Raw genomic sequence first — 15283 nt, forward strand, 5'->3', positions numbered from 1 at the left:
ATGATGCTAACCCCCGCTCGTTCGCCGACCGGTTCCGGGTTGCTCAGCGGCGCGGATCCCCGCCGTCGGTCGGGTCGTCCCCCTCGGACAGCGCCTCCCACAGCTCGGTGTCCGGATCCTTCCGCGCGGCCTTGGCTCCCGGAGCGGCGTAACGCGCCCCGAGCTTGCGCGCGGCTCCCGCCCACTTGATCGCTGCCAACCCGCCGAGCGCGACGAGAATTCCGCCGAGCGCCGCGATCAGGTGGCCGAGCACGATTTCCGTGCCGGGCAGCCCGGGCGCGAATCCGCCGAACTTGATCCCGTCCACCCCGCTCCAGACGCCCGCCGCACCGGCGAGCACCAGCACGATCCCGAGCACGCGGCGCAGCCAGCCGCCGGTCGCGACGGCCCCGGCGACGCCCGCGAGCGCGAGGAGCGCGAGCGGCACGAGCGCGGTGGCGCGCTGTTCGCCGGGTTCGGTGTACAGCACGGTGCCGCGCACGCCCTCGTCGCGGAATTCGGCGAACCACACCATCCTGGAGGATCCCCAAAGGGCCAGCGCGCCGAGCAGGAGGGCGAGGATGATCGTCCACAGTGGACGTTTCGCTTTCCCGCTTCCGGCGGGCTGGGCTTCGGCAGCCCCGGCCCCGCCCCGCGGTTCCGCCTCCTCGGGCCGCTCAGACACCGGCCGCGTCCTCAGCCGGGTCCAGCTCCCCCGCGGGGACCATCGTGCCCGCCGCGGCGATCGCGGACAGCACCGTGCGGGCCTTGTTGAGCGATTCGGTGTCCTCGTAGTCCGGAACTGAATCCGCGACCACGCCGCCGCCCGCCTGCACGTACGCGGTGCCGTCGCGCATCAGCGCCGTGCGGATGGCGATCGCCGTGTCCGCGTCGCCGGCGAAGTCCAGGTACCCGACCACGCCGCCGTACAGCGCGCGGCGCACCGGTTCCAGCTCCTCGATCAGCTGCATCGCCCGCACTTTGGGCGCGCCGGAAAGGGTGCCCGCCGGGAAGCAGGCCGCGACCGCGTCGAACGCCGTGGCGTCGTCCTTCAGCTCGCCGGTCACCGTGGACACGATGTGCATGACGTGGCTGTAGCGCTCGATCTGGAAGAAGTCGACCACGTGCACCGTGCCCGGTTTGCAGACCTTGCCGAGGTCGTTGCGGCCGAGGTCGACGAGCATCAGGTGCTCGGCGCGTTCCTTCTCGTCCGCGAGCAGGTCCTTGGCCAGCTGCGCGTCCTCCTCCGGGTCCGCGCCGCGCCAGCGGGTGCCCGCGATCGGATGCGTGGTGGCGCGGCCGTCCCGGACGGTCACCAGCGATTCCGGGCTGGACCCGACGATGTCGAAGCCCTCCAGCCGCAGCAGGTACATGTACGGGCTCGGGTTGGAGGTGCGGAGCACGCGGTACACGTCGAGCGCGTCGGCCCCGGTCTCGATCTCGAATCGTTGCGACGGCACGACCTGGAACGCTTCGCCGGCCTTGATCGCCTCGACCGCCTTGTCGACGGCCGCGTGGAAGTCTTCCTTGCTGCGGTGGCGGCGGAATTCCGGCGCGGGCCGGTCGAACGTCGCGACCGTCGGCGGCGCGGGCACCCGCAGCTGCTCGGTCATCGCGGACAGCCGGGCCAGCGCGTCGTCGTACGCGGCGTCCACGCGTTCGGCCGAGTCGTCCCAGTTGACCGCGTTGGCGATCAGCGTGACAGTGCCCTCGTGGTGGTCGAACGCGGCGAGATCGGTGGCGAGCAGCATGGTCAGCTCCGGGATGTCGAGATCCCGTTCGGCCAGCTCGGGCAGCTTTTCCAGCCAGCGCACCGAGTCGTAGCCGAGGTAGCCGACCATGCCGCCGGTCAGCGGGGGCAGGCCGGGCAGCGGTTCGGTGTGCAGCGCCTCGACGGTCGCGCGCAGCACCTGCAGCGGGTCGCCCTCGACGGGCAGGTTGTCCGGCGGGGTGCCGGTCCAGACCGCCTTGCCGTCGCGGACGGTCAGCGCGGCCGGGCTGCGCACGCCGACGAACGACCAGCGCGACCACGATTTCCCGTTCTCGGCCGATTCGAAGAGGAACGTGCCGGGCCGGTCGGCGGCGAGCTTCCGGTAAATCCCCAGCGGGGTCTCGCCGTCGGCGAGCACCCGGCGCACCACGGGGATCACGCGGCGGCTCTCGGCCAGCGCGCGGAAGTCGTCGCGGGACGGGCTGACCGGGCCGGGCCCGGCCGTGGACGTGGCTGCTGAGCTGACCATGCGCCTCATTGTGCCGCTACGGCCGCGTCCGCCGGTCAGCGGGCTCTCAATTCAATGACTGTTGAATTCGAGGCGGCGACCGGTCAAGATGGTCCGGTGAGCACCGAAGACACTACCGCGCGCCGCCGCGGCCGCCGCCCTGCTGGTCAGGACACCCGCGCGGTGCTGATCGACGCCGCCCGCGCGGTGTTCGCCGAGAACGGCTACGAACGCGCGACGGTCCGTTCGATCGCCGCACGCGCCGGGGTCGACGCGGCCATGGTCAACCACTGGTTCGGCGGCAAGGAGGGCCTGTTCGCGCAAGCGGTGCTGAAGCTGCCGTTCGAGCCGGACGAACTGGTCACGATCCTGCGCGACGGCCCGGTCGAGGAGCTGGGCGCCCGGATCGCGCACACCTTCCTGACCCGCTGGGACGGCGTCGGCGGCGACACGTTCCAGGCGCTGATCCGCAGCATCGCCGGGCACGAGGCGGCCAGCAACGTGCTCCGCGACTTCTTCTCGCAGTTTTTCACCGGACTGCTGAGCGACCTCGGCGGAGACCGGCGGGAACTGCGGGTCGCGTTGTGCGCTTCGCAGGTGGTGGGGATGGGGTTGATCCGGTACGTGGCGCGGTTCCCGCCGATGGCGTCGGCGGAGGTGGACACGCTGGTCGCGGCGGTGGCGCCGACGTTGCAGCGCTACCTCACCGGCGACATCGACTAGCGCGCTCGTGAGTGGCTATCCCGGTTAGAACCGGGATAGCCACTCACGAGCCACTAGCGCGACAGCAGCAGGAAGAGCAGCGCGAGCGCGCCGGGCAGCACCTGGACGAGCAGGATCCGCTTCGACGAGGTCGCCGCGCCGTAGAGACCGGCCACGATCACGCACGCCAGGCCGTACAGCTTCAGCTGGAAGCCCGCCGGGTCCGCGGCGATGAGGCCCCAGATCAGCGCGGCGGCGAGAAAACCGTTATACAGCCCCTGATTCGCGGCAAGCGTCTTGCTCTCGCGGGCGAATTCCTCGGTGGTGCCGAACGCCGCGCGCGCCCGCGGAGTCGTCCACAAAGCCATTTCCAGCACCACGATGTACAGGTGGATCAGGGCGACGAGCGCGATCAGCACGTTCGCGACGACCGTCATCGTGCGCCTTCCTCGGCGAGCAGCAGCCGTTCGTCGGTGTCGAAGCAGGTGCGCGTGCCCGTGTGGCAAGCCGGACCGGTCTGGTCCACTCGGAGCAACACCGTGTCGCCGTCGCAGTCGATGCGGACTTCGCGCACGTGCTGGACGTGGCCCGAGGTCTCGCCCTTCACCCACAATTCCTGCCTGCTGCGCGACCAATAAGTGCCGCGGCGCGTGGTGAGCGTGGCTTCGAGCGCGTCGTCGTTCATCCAGGCCATCATCAGCACGTCGGACGTCGCGTGGTCCACCACGACGGCCGCGATCAACCCGTCCGCGTTGCGCTTGAGCCGTGCGGAAAGTTCCGGCGAAAGGCTCATCGCACGACCACCCCGCCGGTGCGCAGCGCGCCCTTCACTTCCCCGATCGTCAACTGTCCGAAGTGGAATACGCTCGCCGCGAGCACCGCGTCCGCACCGGCTTCCACGGCGGGAAGGAAGTGCTCGGTCGCGCCCGCGCCGCCGCTGGCGATCACCGGGACCCGGACCGCCTTCCGGACCAGGCCGATCAGTTCGAGGTCGAAGCCGGTTTTGGTGCCGTCCGCGTCCATCGAGTTGAGCAGCACCTCGCCCACGCCGAGTTCCTCGCCGCGCGCGGCCCATTCCACCGCGTCGATGCCGGTGCCGCGCCGGCCGCCGTGCGTGGTGACCTCGAAGCCGGACGCCGTCGGTTCGCTGCCTTCGGGCACGCGCCGCGCGTCCACGGACAGCACGACGCACTGCGCCCCGAACCGGCGCGACGCCTCGCGCAGCAGCTCCGGGCGGGCGATCGCGGCCGTGTTGATGCTCACTTTGTCCGCGCCGGTGCGCAGCAGCCGGTTGACGTCGTCGGTCGAGCGCACGCCGCCGCCGACGGTGAGCGGGATGAAGACCTGTTCGGCGGTGCGGCGGACCACGTCGAAGGTGGTTTCGCGGTCGCCGGAGGACGCGGTGACGTCGAGGAAGGTCAGCTCGTCCGCGCCCTCGGCGTCGTACCGCCGCGCGAGCTCCACCGGGTCGCCCGCGTCGCGCAGGTCGGCGAAGTTGACGCCCTTCACGACCCGGCCCGCGTCGACGTCGAGACAGGGAATCACCCGAACCGCCACAGCCATGCCGCCCAGCCTAGTCGGCCGCTCACTCAAGCCCGCCGCCACGGCTTCGTCACTATTTCGCGGAACCGAAGCATCAAAACCGGGGGCTCGCGCGTCTGATGATCGTGACCACCGGTTTCGACGAGTTCGTGGCGGAACGCCTCGACGGGCTCCTGCGCTACGCGACCGTCCTCGCCGACGACCCGCATCTGGCGCAGGACATCGTGCAGGACGTGCTGCTGCGCGCGCAGCAACGCTGGGCGAAGATCGATTCGCCGCCCACCTACGTCCGCCGGATGATCACCAACGAGTACCTGTCGTGGCGCCGCCGCGCCGCCCGCCGCGTGGTGCCGTCGAACCATTCGGTGCTCGATTCGCTCGGGCCGCCGACCGCCGATCCCAGCACCGCCTACGACGAACGCGACGAAATGCTCGCCTTGCTGGCCACTCTGCCGCGGAAACAGCGCGCCGCGGTCGTCCTGCGCTACTACGAGAACTACACCGACGCCGAAATCGCCGATTTCCTCCGCTGCGGCGTCTCGACCGTGCGCAGCCAGATCTCGCGCGCGCTGGCCACATTGCGCGCCGGAATGCCCTCGTTGCCGTCCGCCCTCACCACCGGAGCAGGAGAATGACCCCCTCGAACGAGACCGAGACGCTGGTGCGCGACAGCCTCGAACGGCTCGCCGAGCGGGCGCCGGACGGCAACGACGTGCTCAATGCGCTCGCCCGCGCCCGGCAACGCCGACGCCGTCCCCGTCTCGCGCTCGTCGCCGCGGCCGCCGCGGTGATCGCGGTCGCCGCCGGGGTGCCGCTGGTGGTCAACACGGTCACCGAAGCGCCCTCGCAGGTCACGCCCGCCGCCGGACGGCCGGTGCTCGCGTACACGCCGGGCTGGCTGCCGGACGGCTTCACCGAGCAGTACCGCTCCGGCGGGCCTGGGAACACCGCGCAGGTGCGGCAGTGGCAGGCCGGCGCGAGCAGGCTGGAACTCGCCGCGCATTCCACGGCGGATCCGGAATGGGCGCAGACCGCGCTGCGCATCTCGGCGTTGAAGGACCAGGTCGTGGTGCACGGGCGGGTCGCCATGGTGACCGGGCCGACCGACACGATCGCCACGCTGACCTGGATGCCGGACGACCACCACGTGCTGACCGCCAAGGTGGAAGGCGTCCCGGACGCACGCGCGGCGGCCGAGCGAGTGGCCGATTCCGTGACCATTGAGCCAGTCCAGGTCCGCGGCGAGGCTCGGTTCGGTCCATTGCCCGCCGGTCTTCGCGAAGAAGCCACGACGGTGCGCGGCAGCAGTTCCGACAACGCGACGACCGTGCTCGACGCCAGCGGCCCGAGCGGCAAGGTGCGCGTGACGATCGGCGGCGGTTCCCCGGCACTCGGCGGATCCGGGCCGGTGCGGGTGCGCGGTCTCCCCGGGGCTTACGTGCCCGCCTCCGGACCGGCCGACGCGCTGGTCGCCGTGCGGCTGTCGTCCGGACGCTGGCTGACCGTTTCCGGCCGGTTGCCGCGCGAACAACTCGTCGCGGTGGCGGACGGGATCGTGCTCGATTCGGCACCGGATTACGCCTGGCTGGGCTCCCGCTGACCACTACCGTGAAGCGATGTCCGAACTGGAGCGTCTCGGAGCACGCTTTCGCGGGTGGCGCACGCCGTCGGGATCTCGTGCCGTTCCTCCTCGCCGGGGCCGGGATTTCCGCGCTCCTCGGGCGGCTCACGGCGCGAAAGGCGGCTCGGCGTTTGCGCGGCACTCGGCCCGCCGACCGCTGCCATGGACTGTGCCGCCGTCTACCGTAGGGCTATGTCCGAACTTGAGCGTCTCGGCGCCGAGAAGTACGTCGTGCTGACCACTTTCCGCCGCGACGGCCGCGCGGTCCCGACCCCGGTGTGGGCTTCCCGCGACGGCGACGAACTGGTGCTGTTCTCGGAACGCAACGCGGGCAAGGTCAAGCGGATCCGCAACAACGGCGAAGTCCGCCTGCAAGCGTGCGACGTCCGCGGCCGCCGGGTGCACGGCGCCGAGGCGAGCGGGACCGCCCGGCTGCTCGCCGCCGCCGAGACCGAGCGCGTTCGCGGGGTGATCGCGCGGGATTACGGCATCGTCGGGCGGGTGACGATGTTCTTCAGCCGGCTCCGCGGCGGGCCGGAGCGGACGATCGGAATCGCGGTCAAGATCGCGGAGTGAGTCACCCGGCCGCGCGGAGCCGGGCGCCCAGCGCGGCCGAATCGTGGTCCGGCCCGCAGCCCTCGGCCAGGATCACGTCGCCCACCAGATGGTCGGTGCGCAGGTGCAGGATCTTGCGGTACTCCGCCGAGTCGTACCACGCCTCGGCGGCGGCGAAGTCGGGGAATTCGATCACGACCGTCGCGCCCGGCCAGGTGCCTTCCAGCACGCGGGTCTGTCCGCCGTGGACCAGGAACCGGCCCCCGAACGGGTCGAGCGTGGCCTGGATGAGCTCGAGGTAGTCGTAGACCTCGGGGTGCACGATTCCGGGCTGGCGCAGGTGGGCGATGGCGTAAGCGGGCATGTCCGGCTCCTCGGGTCGATTTCGTTGCCTGCCCAGCAATCTTGTCCGCTCGGATGCATGCCGTCGATTACCTCGCGGGTAATCGCTCAGCTCCCGTACCGGCCCGTCAGTTCCCTCCCGATACGGGCGAGTTCGGCGCGGACCGGCTCCGGTTCCACCACTTCGACCAGGTCGCCCCACCCCGCCAGCTGTTCCGCGATCGAGCGCACCCAGTGCGCCGCCACCTTGACCGTGACCCGGCCGTCCCGCTCCCCGAGCACCTCGCAGTGCCGCCCGAAACGCGACCGCAGCACGGGCAGATACCGCGCGTCGACCAGCACAGTCGCCGACACGAGCGAACGCCGTTGCTCCATCTCCTCCACGACCCGCGCCCACTGTTCGCGGAGATCGAAGTCGTCCGGCCGTTCGGAAGGCAGGTCCGTGATCTCCGCCGCCGACATCCGGTCGACGCGGAAAGTTCGTTGTCCCGCAGGGGTTCCGGCGAGGAAATACCAGACGCCGTCCTTGTCCGCGAGACCGTACGGATCGACCAACCGGCCTTTGCCGCTGTAGTCGAACCGCACCTTGCGCCGGTGCACCACCGCCTGCTGGAGGGATTGGACGAGTGCGGGCGGCTCGCGATCCCGCTCGCCCCACCTCGCCGGATCGGACACGACGGCTCGCGCGGCGGCTTCGGCGTCGGCTCGGAAGGTCGCGGGCAGCGCACGGACGAGCTTGCGCAACGCGGACGACAGTTCCGGACCGCCGGACGCCGCCGGGCCCAGCATCAAGAACAACGCCTGGGATTCGGCCGCGGTCAGCCCGCTGAGGTCGGTGCGCGCCCCGCCGACGAGCGACCATCCCCCGCCGCGCCCGGGCTGCGGATAAACCGGGATCCCGGCGGACGACAACGCCTCCAGGTCGCGGCGGGCCGTGGCCACGGAGATCTCCAGGTCCTTTGCCAGTTCGGCAGCAGTCACCCGGCCGCGGGCCTGAAGCAGCAGGACGGCGGCGACAAGACGGTCAGCTCGCATGTTTTCGATTCTCCCGCGCAAAGTGCTCAGAAGATGAGCACTTTGACGGAGAAGCTAGTCCTGCCACCGAGCAGACAAGGAATCAGAAATGCTTAAGGGACTCAGCACCGTCACCTTCTACTCCCCCGACTTCGAGGCGGCGAAGCGCTGGTACACCGACCTTCTCGGCGTCGCGCCGTACCTGGACACCCCGGCGTATATGGAGTGGCGCATCGGCGACTACCAGCACGAATTCGGCATCGTGCACAGCTCGTATGCCACCAGCGAGCTCTCCCGGACCGCCGACCTGGCCACCGTGGGGCAGCCCGCGGGCGCGGTCGTGTTCTGGCACGTCGAGGACGTCCCCGCGACGCTGGAGCGCGTTGTCGCGATGGGCGCGAAGGTCCACGACGCCCCGCGCGACCGCGGGACCGGATTCATCACCGCGTCGGTGATCGACCCGTGGGGCAACATCCTCGGCCTGATGTACAACCCGCACTACGTGTCGGTCCGGGAAACGCTGGTGCAGGCATGATGATCTTCGCCGACACCGCGTCGTGGCGGGACTGGCTGGCCGAGCACCACGACTCCGCCACCGAGATCTGGGTAGTGCTGGCGAAGACAGGCGCGCCCGGCCTCACCTACGAGCACGCATTGCAAGAAGCGCTCTGCTACGGCTGGATCGACGGTCTGACCCGCCGTCGCGACAGCTCGACCTACATCCAGCGGTACACGCCAAGACGGCCGAAAAGCCCTTGGTCACCGCGAAATCTCGCCCGGGCCGAACTGCTCCGGCAACAAGGACGGATGCACCCGGCCGGGCAGCTCGCGCTCGACCGGGCCGCGGTTCCGGCGTGAATTCCGTTTCCCGCCAACGATTCCCGCGATCAGCGGACCGCGGCGAGGGCCTCCGGCAGCGTGAAAGCGCCCGCGTACAGCGCCTTCCCCACGATCGAACCCTCGACACCGTCCGACGCCAGCGCGGCCAGCGCGCGCAGGTCGTCCACACTGGACACTCCGCCGGAGGCGATCACCGGCGCGTCGGTGCGGGCGGTGACCTCGCGCAGCAGGTCCAGGTTCGGGCCGCGCAGCGTGCCGTCCTTGCTCACGTCCGTGACGACGTACCGGCTGGCCCCGTCGCGGTCGAGCCGCTCCAGGACCTCCCACAGGTCGCCGCCGTCGGACGTCCAGCCGCGAGCGGACAGCCGGTGCCCGGCCTCGGTGATCCGCACGTCGAGGCCGATCGCGACGCGGTCGCCGTACTCCGAGACGACCTTCGCCGTCCAGTCCGGGTCCTCGAGCGCCGCGGTGCCGAGGTTGACCCGGCGCGCGCCGGTGGCGAGCGCCGCCTCGAGCGACGCGTCGTCGCGGATGCCGCCGGACAGCTCCACCTGCACGTCGAGCCGCTTGACGACGTCGGCGAGCAGCTCGCGGTTGCTGCCCTTGCCGAACGCGGCGTCGAGGTCCACGAGATGGATCCACTCGGCGCCGTCGCGCTGCCACTGCAGCGCCGCCTCGAGCGGACTGCCGTAGGAGGTCTCGGTGCCCGCCTCGCCCTGGACGAGTCGGACCGCCTGGCCGTCGGCAACATCAACTGCGGGAAGGAGCGTGAAAGTCACGCGCACAGACTAAGCGGCCGCCTCGCGCCCCCTGTCCGGGGGATATGCGCTCGGTCCGACGGCAGCGGCGACTCAGGCGGCCGGTCCGTGGCGACGACGTGAGCAGCAGCACATCCGCCAGGCCGATCCGGGCGGAACTCCCGCTACGCCAGCGTGCCGAGCCAGTTGCGCAGCAGCTGCGCCCCGGCGTCGCCGGACTTCTCCGGGTGGAACTGGGTCGCCCACAGCGGCCCGTTCTCGACCGCGGCGACGAAGTCCTCGCCGTGGTTCGCCCAGGTCACCTTGGGCTGCTGACCGGCGAGGCCGGAGTCCAGTTCCCACTTCCGCGCCGCGTACGAGTGCACGAAATAGAACCGTTCCTCCGGGTCGATCCCGGCGAACAGCCGCGAATCGGCGGGCGCGCGGACGGTGTTCCAGCCCATGTGCGGGAGCACGTCGGCGTGCAGGCGCTCGACGGTGCCCGGCCATTCCCCGGTGCCCTCGGTCTCCTCGCCGTGCTCGACGCCGCGCGAGAACAGGATCTGCATGCCGACGCAGATGCCCAGCACCGGACGTCCGCCGGCCAGCCGTTTGCCGATGATCCGGTGCCCGTGCACGCCCAGCAGCCCGCTCATGCACGCCGAGAACGCGCCGACGCCGGGCACCACGAGGCCGTCGGCTTCGAGCGCGGCATGCGGGTCGGCGGTGACCTCCACCTCGGCGCCCGCGCGCGCGACGGCGCGCTCGGCGGAGCGGAGGTTTCCGGAGCCGTAATCGAGGATCACCACACGAGACACACCCCGAGCCTAGTCCCCCGGAGAATTTCGTCCCGAGCCCGTTTCGTTCTCGCCCCGAACGGGTACCCACAGCGCTATGTGCGGGCGCAGTCGGCGCCCCCGGACCCGGAAAGAGGACGAAATGTCCGAGTCCGATCTGCTGTGCCGGATGTTCCAAGCGTGGCGGGAAGACATCGACAGCGTGCCGTTCCCGGAGTTCAGGGAGCTCACCATCCCGCTGCAGAAGACCCGGGCGGAGATCGACCTCGCCCGCCGGTCGACCGCGCGCACGGCGAACCCCGTGCGGCGCGCCGACAGCGGCTGGTGAGCCCGGGCGGTTGCCCGCTGCCGGGATTCCCCCTTATCCGGTGAAGAATTCCTTGAGCGACAACGCGATCGAACCCGCGTCGAGCCCGTGCACGAGATCGTGGTCGGCGCGCGTGCCGTAGATCCGCACCTCGGCGTCCCGGCGGGTGCCGAGGTTCAGCAGCCGGTGCGGCCGGTCCGCGAGGGCGTCGGCGACGCAATGCGCGGAAGTTCCCCTGAGATACGGCTCCACCAGCGCCACATCAGCCACGTCCCACACCGCGGCCCGCAGTCCCTCGGCGTCGAACGGGCGCACCGTCGAGGTGTAGAGCACCGTCACGTCCATGCCCTCGGTCGCCTGCAGCACCCGGTCCAGCATCGGCCCGACCGCGATCACCACGCCGCGCGTGCCCTGCCGGATCGTCTGGAGCCCGACGCCCAAATGCGGGACGGAATTCGCCTGTGCGGACAGGCGCAGATACGTCCGGCTGTCCCCGGGCACCGAATCGAGCAGCAGCCGCCGCGCCTCCTCGGGATGGCCGGGAACGTGCACGTACCAGCCCGGCAGGGAATCGATCAGCGCGACGTCCCCGGGAGCCTGATGCGTGCGGCCCTCCATCGGCATGTCGTAGGAAGCGCCGTACGACACGAGCACCGCCCCGAGTTCCTGGTGGCTGAGGTCCAGCTTGATCTGTTCGAACGCGCGCTCCACGAGGAACGCGTTGAAGGTGTGCACGATCGGCCGCAGCCCGGCGAGCGCGAGCCCGGCGCCGGTGCTCACGAGCAGCTGCTCGCGGATCCCGACGTTGATCACCCGGTCCGGATGCCGTCGCGCGGCCTCCGCGAGCGACGCGGCCGAGATGTCGGCGAGGACGATCGCCACGTCCGGGTCGGTGTTGACGATTTCTTCGGCGGTGGCCAGGAACGTTTCCCGCATGTTCGGCATCAGTGCGCGCCTTTCGGTTCCACGACGGTGACTACCGCGAGCGGCCGTCCGGGGTGAGGGGTGGTGAACGCGTCGTACAGCGCTTCGTGGTCGCGGCCGGAGACCGTGCGCACGGCCCAGCCTTCGGTTTCGAAGCGGCGCGCGATGCCGCCGGGCCAGCCGTGCGTCGAGGACTGGTTGTCCACGACCACCGTGGTCAGCTTGTCGAGCCCGAGCCGCGCGGCGACGACGATCGCCTCGTGGTTGGAGCCCTCGTCGAGTTCGGCGTCGCCGACCAGCGTGACGATGCGCGAACTGAACCGGCGGGCGCGCAGGCCGAGCGCGGTGCCGACGGCGATCGGCAAGCCGTGCCCGAGCGAACCGCTGGAGATTTCGACGCCGGGCGCGCGGACGCGGTCCGGATGGTGGCCGAGCCGCGAACGCGCCGAACTCCAGTCGGCGAGTTCGTCCTCGTCCAGCCAGCCCTTCGCGACGAGCACCGCGTAGTACGCCATCGGCCCGTGCCCCTTGGACAGCAGGAACCGGTCGCGCCCAGGGCGACGGGCGGTTTCCGGGCCGAGGTCGAGGACGCGGTCGAACAGCACCCACAGGACGTCCACTGTGGACTCCGCGGCCGCGTGGTGTTTGTCGTCGCCGGTCATCAAGGAGATCAGCCGGGGCAAATCCGCGTAGCCCGGCTCTGAGGTCGTCGTGGTCATGATCCGACCATGCAACCTCGACCAAACTGAAGGTCAAGCGCTAACCTGAAGCAATGACGAGGTTGGCGGACAAGCTGAGCATCGGCCAGGTCGCGGAACGCAGCGGAGTTCCGCACACGGCATTGCGGTTCTACGAGGAGCGCGGCCTGATCACGTCCGAGCGCTCGGCGGGCAACCAGCGCCGCTACGCGCGTTCGGTGCTGCGGCGGATCGCGTTCATCCGCGCCGCGCAACGGGTCGGGCTGTCGCTGGAAGACATCAGCGCGGCGCTGGAGACGCTCCCCGCCGACCACGCGCCGACGAAGGCGGACTGGGCCCGGCTGTCGCGCGAATGGCAGACCGAACTCGACGCCCGGATCGACGCGCTGCAGCGGCTGCGGGACCGGCTGACGGGCTGTGTCGGCTGCGGATGCCTTTCGCTGCGCAGCTGCGGCCTGTACAACGCGGACGACGAACTCGCCCGGTTCGGCCCCGGGGCCAGCAAGCTCCGCCCGGTTCTGGAGGGCGGGATCTGAATTCCGTTGCGCGCCAGTGCTTCGGCGTGGGTTACTACGGGCAGCGATGAACGAGAACGAGCGAACCCGAGTATCCAAACGGCTCTCCCGGCATCTGCGTCACGACCCGGGCGGACTCGGCCTGACCCTCTCCCCCGGCGGCTGGGTCCCGGTCGCTGAACTGCTCGCGGCACTGGCCCGGAACAGGTTTCCGGTGAGCCGGGCGGAACTGGACGAGGTCGTCGCGAATTGCGCCAAACAGCGGTTCGCCTTCGACGAAACGGGGACGCTGATCCGCGCCGGCCAGGGGCACAGCGTCCGCGTGGACCTGGAACTGTCGGACGCGGCACCGCCGGAAACCCTCTTCCACGGCACGGCGACGCGGTTCCTGCCGTCGATCTGGGCGGAGGGATTGCGGCCGATGAAACGGCACGCGGTGCATTTGTCGGCGACCCGCGAAACGGCGTGGAAAGTCGGTGCACGGCATGGGAGACCGGTGGTGCTGACGGTGGCTTCCGGAGAAATGGCTTCGCGTGGGCACGTGTTTCAGGTGAGCGACAACGGGGTGTGGCTTACTTCGGCGGTTCCGGCGGATTTTCTGACGGTGCCCGAGTAGCGCATACTGAATCAGTCACGCCGAAGGAGATGGTCATGTCCGATTACACAATCGTCCAGTGCAGCGAAGGCCACTATTTCTCCACGATCTGGCTCCCGTTTGTGTCGTTCAAGGCGATCCGGCTCGGCGACCGCCGGCTGCAGCGATGTCCGGTGTGCCGCCGTTTCCGCAGTGTCGTCCGGGTTTCCGCGGACCAGCTCACCGCCGAGGAACGGCGCGCGGCCGAAGCGCGGAAGGACTCCCGGCTGCCGTGATCAGCCGCGGCGGAAGGATATTTCCGTCGTTTTCAGCCTGCTTCGGCGACGCGGCACAGGATTTCTCCGTGCGGAATCGCGAACCAGCCGTCCGGATCGGCGGCCCACGCGCGCCACGCGTCGGAGATCTCCTGCAGGTCTTCGGCGGACGCGTGCCCGCCCGCCACGGCCTGCTCGGCGATTGTGGAATTCAGGATCCGATCCGCCCACATGCCGCCCCACCACGCGCGTTCCTCCGGCGTGGAATGACACCAGATGGAGGCGCTCGGCGTGACGTCGCGAGCACCGGCGGCGTGCGCCCAGGCCAGCAACCGCCGTCCGGCGTCCGGCTCGGAACCGTTGGCGTGCGCGACCGCGCGGTACACCTCCAGCCAGCGGTCCAGTCGCGAGTCCGCCGGCCACCAGAACGCCGCGGCGTAGTCGGTGTCGCGGGCGGCGACAACGCCACCGGGCTTGGCCAGCGTCAGCATGTGCCGCAGCGCTTCGACCGGTTCGGTCAGGTGCAGCAGCACCTGGTGCGCGTGCACGACGTCGAATCGGCCCACCGGCGGCGCCGCGGTGATGTCGGCGCGCTCGAACCGGACGTTGGCCACCCCTTCGCTCCGCGCGTGCGCCCGCGCCTGCTCCAGAACGGCTTCCGACACGTCGATGCCGACGACCTCGCCCGGGGCCACCCGGCGGGCGAGGTCCACCGTGATCGTCCCGGGCCCGCAGCCGACGTCGAGCACACTGCGCCCGGGAAGCAGTTCCGGCGCGAGATACGCGGCCGAATTGTCGACGGTGCGCCAAACCTGAGACCGCACAACGCTTTCCGCGTGCCCCTGCCCGTAAGCGCTTTCCGAAGACATAGTTCGAGACTAAGAGACCGTTCCCAGATACTGCAACGGGATTCTCAGTAAGTGAGAACTGGCGGCGGTCAGCAGACCCGGCGGCGCGGCCTGCCGAGCAGCCGCCTGCCCACCCCGATCAGCTCCTGGCGCAGGGTTTCGTCGTCCACCTCGGCCAGATCGGGCGACCCGCCCGCCATCGCGATGCCGGTGAACGCCACGATCGCCGCGACACGGCCGGTCACGTCCGGCTCCGGCCCGGCCACGATCGTGATCAGCGCCTGTTTGAACCCTTCGACGCCGTGCCTCGATTTCGCGAGCGCGGCGTCGATGCCCGGGTCGCTGGAGAACAGCGCGACCAGCACACGGTGCCGCACCACGAGATCGACGAAACCGTCCAGCAGATGGTCCACGCGCGCACCGTGCCGCCGGTGCTTCGCGGCCTCGACGACCAGTTCGTCCAGTTCCCGGATGCCCGGCTCCGCGACCGCCTCGGTGATCTCCGCCTTCGTCTTGAAGTGGTAGTACACCGCGGCCTTGGTGACGCCCAGCTCGTCGGCGATCATCTGCAGCGACGTGCCCTCCACGCCGTGCTCCGCGAACAGCCGCAGCGCAGTGGCGAGCAGCCTGGTCCGCGTGTCCGCGACCGGTTCGACGGTCGTCATCGCGCCCTCCTCGTCAAGCGGAGTGCGCTGCTCCGCAGCACGTCATGGTACTAGCCGCATAACTAGCCCGACACTTGCCGTGCGGCTAGTCACATCCTAGCCGATCGGCTTGGAAGATCCTTGCCGAAC

General features: G+C 70.3%; 23 protein-coding genes. 10 read left to right on the forward strand and 13 right to left on the reverse strand.

From position 1 onward, the window contains the following. Positions 1 to 43 precede the first annotated feature (43 nt). Entirely contained in the window at positions 44 to 562 is a 519-nt protein-coding gene (locus tag ATK30_RS07415) for a Trp biosynthesis-associated membrane protein (protein WP_101440685.1), read from the reverse strand. A gap of 94 nt (positions 563 to 656) precedes the next feature. Beyond that, entirely contained in the window at positions 657 to 2219 is a 1563-nt protein-coding gene (locus tag ATK30_RS07420; RefSeq protein WP_101434927.1) for an anthranilate synthase component I, read from the reverse strand. Positions 2220 to 2315: 96 nt separating this feature from the next. Between ATK30_RS07420 and ATK30_RS07425 the strand changes: the two genes are divergently transcribed. Beyond that, complete coding sequence (locus tag ATK30_RS07425) at positions 2316 to 2921, forward strand: TetR/AcrR family transcriptional regulator (protein WP_101434928.1); 606 nt, start codon at positions 2316 to 2318, stop codon at positions 2919 to 2921. 53 nt (positions 2922 to 2974) lie between these two features. Here ATK30_RS07425 and ATK30_RS07430 read toward each other — a convergent pair whose 3' ends face one another. The 3 genes from ATK30_RS07430 to hisF are packed head-to-tail and all read right to left on the reverse strand — an operon-like array spanning position 2975 to position 4463. Continuing rightward, on the reverse strand, positions 2975 to 3337 hold the full coding sequence (locus tag ATK30_RS07430) for a DUF1304 domain-containing protein (protein ID WP_101434929.1): 363 nt from the start codon (positions 3335 to 3337) through the stop codon (positions 2975 to 2977). Next, a complete protein-coding gene (gene hisI / locus ATK30_RS07435) occupies positions 3334 to 3693 on the reverse strand; it encodes a phosphoribosyl-AMP cyclohydrolase (protein WP_101434930.1) in 360 nt (119 codons plus the stop codon). The genes ATK30_RS07430 and hisI overlap by 4 nt, the downstream gene beginning before the upstream one ends. After that, a complete protein-coding gene (gene hisF, locus ATK30_RS07440) occupies positions 3690 to 4463 on the reverse strand; it encodes an imidazole glycerol phosphate synthase subunit HisF (RefSeq protein ID WP_101434931.1) in 774 nt (257 codons plus the stop codon). The genes hisI and hisF overlap by 4 nt, the downstream gene beginning before the upstream one ends. Before the next feature lie 98 nt (positions 4464 to 4561). Between hisF and ATK30_RS07445 the strand changes: the two genes are divergently transcribed. The 3 genes from ATK30_RS07445 (at position 4562) to ATK30_RS07455 (ending at position 6639) form a co-directional block, all read left to right on the forward strand. Continuing rightward, on the forward strand, positions 4562 to 5077 hold the full coding sequence (locus ATK30_RS07445) for a SigE family RNA polymerase sigma factor (protein ID WP_101434932.1): 516 nt from the start codon (positions 4562 to 4564) through the stop codon (positions 5075 to 5077). Beyond that, on the forward strand, positions 5074 to 6042 hold the full coding sequence (locus ATK30_RS07450) for a hypothetical protein (RefSeq protein ID WP_101434933.1): 969 nt from the start codon (positions 5074 to 5076) through the stop codon (positions 6040 to 6042). Before ATK30_RS07445 ends, ATK30_RS07450 begins: the two co-directional genes overlap by 4 nt. A gap of 213 nt (positions 6043 to 6255) precedes the next feature. Continuing rightward, positions 6256 to 6639, forward strand: coding sequence for a PPOX class F420-dependent oxidoreductase (locus ATK30_RS07455; RefSeq protein ID WP_101434934.1), 384 nt, complete (start codon positions 6256 to 6258; stop codon positions 6637 to 6639). 1 nt (position 6640) lies between these two features. Here the strand turns inward: ATK30_RS07455 and ATK30_RS07460 are convergent, their stop codons facing one another. Together ATK30_RS07460 and ATK30_RS07465 are read right to left on the reverse strand one after the other, a co-directional pair. Next, the gene (locus ATK30_RS07460; protein ID WP_101434935.1) at positions 6641 to 6982 is read right to left on the reverse strand and encodes a DUF1330 domain-containing protein; all 342 of its coding nucleotides are present in this window, start codon (positions 6980 to 6982) and stop codon (positions 6641 to 6643) included. 86 nt (positions 6983 to 7068) lie between these two features. Beyond that, positions 7069 to 7995 carry a helix-turn-helix transcriptional regulator gene (locus ATK30_RS07465; RefSeq protein ID WP_101434936.1) on the reverse strand — a complete coding sequence of 309 codons (927 nt, stop codon included), beginning with the start codon at positions 7993 to 7995 and terminating at the stop codon, positions 7069 to 7071. An 88-nt stretch (positions 7996 to 8083) separates the two neighbouring features. Here ATK30_RS07465 and ATK30_RS07470 point away from each other — a divergent pair, with 88 nt between their 5' ends. Together ATK30_RS07470 and ATK30_RS07475 are read left to right on the forward strand one after the other, a co-directional pair. Continuing rightward, the gene (locus ATK30_RS07470) at positions 8084 to 8509 is read left to right on the forward strand and encodes a VOC family protein (protein WP_101434937.1); all 426 of its coding nucleotides are present in this window, start codon (positions 8084 to 8086) and stop codon (positions 8507 to 8509) included. Beyond that, entirely contained in the window at positions 8506 to 8832 is a 327-nt protein-coding gene (locus ATK30_RS07475) for a YdeI/OmpD-associated family protein (RefSeq protein ID WP_101434938.1), read from the forward strand. Before ATK30_RS07470 ends, ATK30_RS07475 begins: the two co-directional genes overlap by 4 nt. A gap of 29 nt (positions 8833 to 8861) precedes the next feature. Here ATK30_RS07475 and priA read toward each other — a convergent pair whose 3' ends face one another. Both priA and hisH read right to left on the reverse strand, forming a co-directional pair. After that, a complete protein-coding gene (priA, locus tag ATK30_RS07480; protein ID WP_009074946.1) occupies positions 8862 to 9593 on the reverse strand; it encodes a bifunctional 1-(5-phosphoribosyl)-5-((5-phosphoribosylamino)methylideneamino)imidazole-4-carboxamide isomerase/phosphoribosylanthranilate isomerase PriA in 732 nt (243 codons plus the stop codon). Between the two features lie 143 nt (positions 9594 to 9736). After that, positions 9737 to 10360, reverse strand: a complete 624-nt coding sequence (gene hisH, locus ATK30_RS07485) for an imidazole glycerol phosphate synthase subunit HisH (protein WP_101434939.1) — start codon at positions 10358 to 10360, stop codon at positions 9737 to 9739. Positions 10361 to 10490: 130 nt separating this feature from the next. Between hisH and ATK30_RS07490 the strand changes: the two genes are divergently transcribed. Beyond that, positions 10491 to 10676 carry a hypothetical protein gene (locus ATK30_RS07490; protein WP_101434940.1) on the forward strand — a complete coding sequence of 62 codons (186 nt, stop codon included), beginning with the start codon at positions 10491 to 10493 and terminating at the stop codon, positions 10674 to 10676. A gap of 33 nt (positions 10677 to 10709) precedes the next feature. Here the strand turns inward: ATK30_RS07490 and ATK30_RS07495 are convergent, their stop codons facing one another. After that, positions 10710 to 11600 (reverse strand): transketolase family protein, encoded by an 891-nt coding sequence (locus ATK30_RS07495; RefSeq protein ID WP_101434941.1) that lies wholly within the window; start codon positions 11598 to 11600, stop codon positions 10710 to 10712. Beyond that, a complete protein-coding gene (locus tag ATK30_RS07500; protein ID WP_101434942.1) occupies positions 11600 to 12298 on the reverse strand; it encodes a thiamine pyrophosphate-dependent enzyme in 699 nt (232 codons plus the stop codon). The genes ATK30_RS07495 and ATK30_RS07500 overlap by 1 nt, the downstream gene beginning before the upstream one ends. Before the next feature lie 53 nt (positions 12299 to 12351). Here ATK30_RS07500 and soxR point away from each other — a divergent pair, with 53 nt between their 5' ends. Genes soxR through ATK30_RS07515 form a run of 3 tightly spaced genes read left to right on the forward strand, consistent with a single transcriptional unit; the run spans position 12352 to position 13662 of the window. Then, positions 12352 to 12813 (forward strand): redox-sensitive transcriptional activator SoxR, encoded by a 462-nt coding sequence (gene soxR, locus ATK30_RS07505; RefSeq protein WP_037713059.1) that lies wholly within the window; start codon positions 12352 to 12354, stop codon positions 12811 to 12813. 46 nt (positions 12814 to 12859) lie between these two features. Beyond that, entirely contained in the window at positions 12860 to 13408 is a 549-nt protein-coding gene (locus ATK30_RS07510; RefSeq protein ID WP_101434943.1) for an RNA 2'-phosphotransferase, read from the forward strand. Positions 13409 to 13443: 35 nt separating this feature from the next. After that, positions 13444 to 13662, forward strand: coding sequence for a hypothetical protein (locus ATK30_RS07515; protein WP_101434944.1), 219 nt, complete (start codon positions 13444 to 13446; stop codon positions 13660 to 13662). A gap of 32 nt (positions 13663 to 13694) precedes the next feature. Here ATK30_RS07515 and ATK30_RS07520 read toward each other — a convergent pair whose 3' ends face one another. Continuing rightward, positions 13695 to 14510 (reverse strand): class I SAM-dependent methyltransferase, encoded by an 816-nt coding sequence (locus tag ATK30_RS07520; protein ID WP_101434945.1) that lies wholly within the window; start codon positions 14508 to 14510, stop codon positions 13695 to 13697. A 68-nt stretch (positions 14511 to 14578) separates the two neighbouring features. Next, the gene (locus ATK30_RS07525; RefSeq protein WP_101434946.1) at positions 14579 to 15154 is read right to left on the reverse strand and encodes a TetR/AcrR family transcriptional regulator; all 576 of its coding nucleotides are present in this window, start codon (positions 15152 to 15154) and stop codon (positions 14579 to 14581) included. Between the last annotated feature and the right edge of the window lie 129 nt (positions 15155 to 15283).

The organism is Amycolatopsis echigonensis (assembly GCF_002846615.1).
Lineage (GTDB): Bacteria > Actinomycetota > Actinomycetes > Mycobacteriales > Pseudonocardiaceae > Amycolatopsis > Amycolatopsis echigonensis.

Bases quoted from the DNA above. Each gene is read 5' to 3' on its own strand.
- ATK30_RS07460 (WP_101434935.1), bottom strand. From the start codon at position 6,982: ATGCCCGCTTACGCCATCGCCCACCTGCGCCAGCCCGGAATCGTGCAC.
- hisF (WP_101434931.1), bottom strand. From the start codon at position 4,463: ATGGCTGTGGCGGTTCGGGTGATTCCCTGTCTCGACGTCGACGCGGGC.
- ATK30_RS07495 (WP_101434941.1), bottom strand. From the start codon at position 11,600: ATGCCGAACATGCGGGAAACGTTCCTGGCCACCGCCGAAGAAATCGTC.
- ATK30_RS07520 (WP_101434945.1), bottom strand. From the start codon at position 14,510: ATGTCTTCGGAAAGCGCTTACGGGCAGGGGCACGCGGAAAGCGTTGTG.
- ATK30_RS07455 (WP_101434934.1), top strand. From the start codon at position 6,256: ATGTCCGAACTTGAGCGTCTCGGCGCCGAGAAGTACGTCGTGCTGACC.
- ATK30_RS07465 (WP_101434936.1), bottom strand. From the start codon at position 7,995: ATGCGAGCTGACCGTCTTGTCGCCGCCGTCCTGCTGCTTCAGGCCCGC.
- soxR (WP_037713059.1), top strand. From the start codon at position 12,352: ATGACGAGGTTGGCGGACAAGCTGAGCATCGGCCAGGTCGCGGAACGC.
- ATK30_RS07450 (WP_101434933.1), top strand. From the start codon at position 5,074: ATGACCCCCTCGAACGAGACCGAGACGCTGGTGCGCGACAGCCTCGAA.
- ATK30_RS07470 (WP_101434937.1), top strand. From the start codon at position 8,084: ATGCTTAAGGGACTCAGCACCGTCACCTTCTACTCCCCCGACTTCGAG.
- ATK30_RS07510 (WP_101434943.1), top strand. From the start codon at position 12,860: ATGAACGAGAACGAGCGAACCCGAGTATCCAAACGGCTCTCCCGGCAT.
- ATK30_RS07515 (WP_101434944.1), top strand. From the start codon at position 13,444: ATGTCCGATTACACAATCGTCCAGTGCAGCGAAGGCCACTATTTCTCC.
- ATK30_RS07430 (WP_101434929.1), bottom strand. From the start codon at position 3,337: ATGACGGTCGTCGCGAACGTGCTGATCGCGCTCGTCGCCCTGATCCAC.
- ATK30_RS07420 (WP_101434927.1), bottom strand. From the start codon at position 2,219: ATGGTCAGCTCAGCAGCCACGTCCACGGCCGGGCCCGGCCCGGTCAGC.
- ATK30_RS07525 (WP_101434946.1), bottom strand. From the start codon at position 15,154: ATGACGACCGTCGAACCGGTCGCGGACACGCGGACCAGGCTGCTCGCC.
- ATK30_RS07445 (WP_101434932.1), top strand. From the start codon at position 4,562: ATGATCGTGACCACCGGTTTCGACGAGTTCGTGGCGGAACGCCTCGAC.
- ATK30_RS07475 (WP_101434938.1), top strand. From the start codon at position 8,506: ATGATGATCTTCGCCGACACCGCGTCGTGGCGGGACTGGCTGGCCGAG.
- hisI (WP_101434930.1), bottom strand. From the start codon at position 3,693: ATGAGCCTTTCGCCGGAACTTTCCGCACGGCTCAAGCGCAACGCGGAC.
- ATK30_RS07490 (WP_101434940.1), top strand. From the start codon at position 10,491: ATGTCCGAGTCCGATCTGCTGTGCCGGATGTTCCAAGCGTGGCGGGAA.
- ATK30_RS07500 (WP_101434942.1), bottom strand. From the start codon at position 12,298: ATGACCACGACGACCTCAGAGCCGGGCTACGCGGATTTGCCCCGGCTG.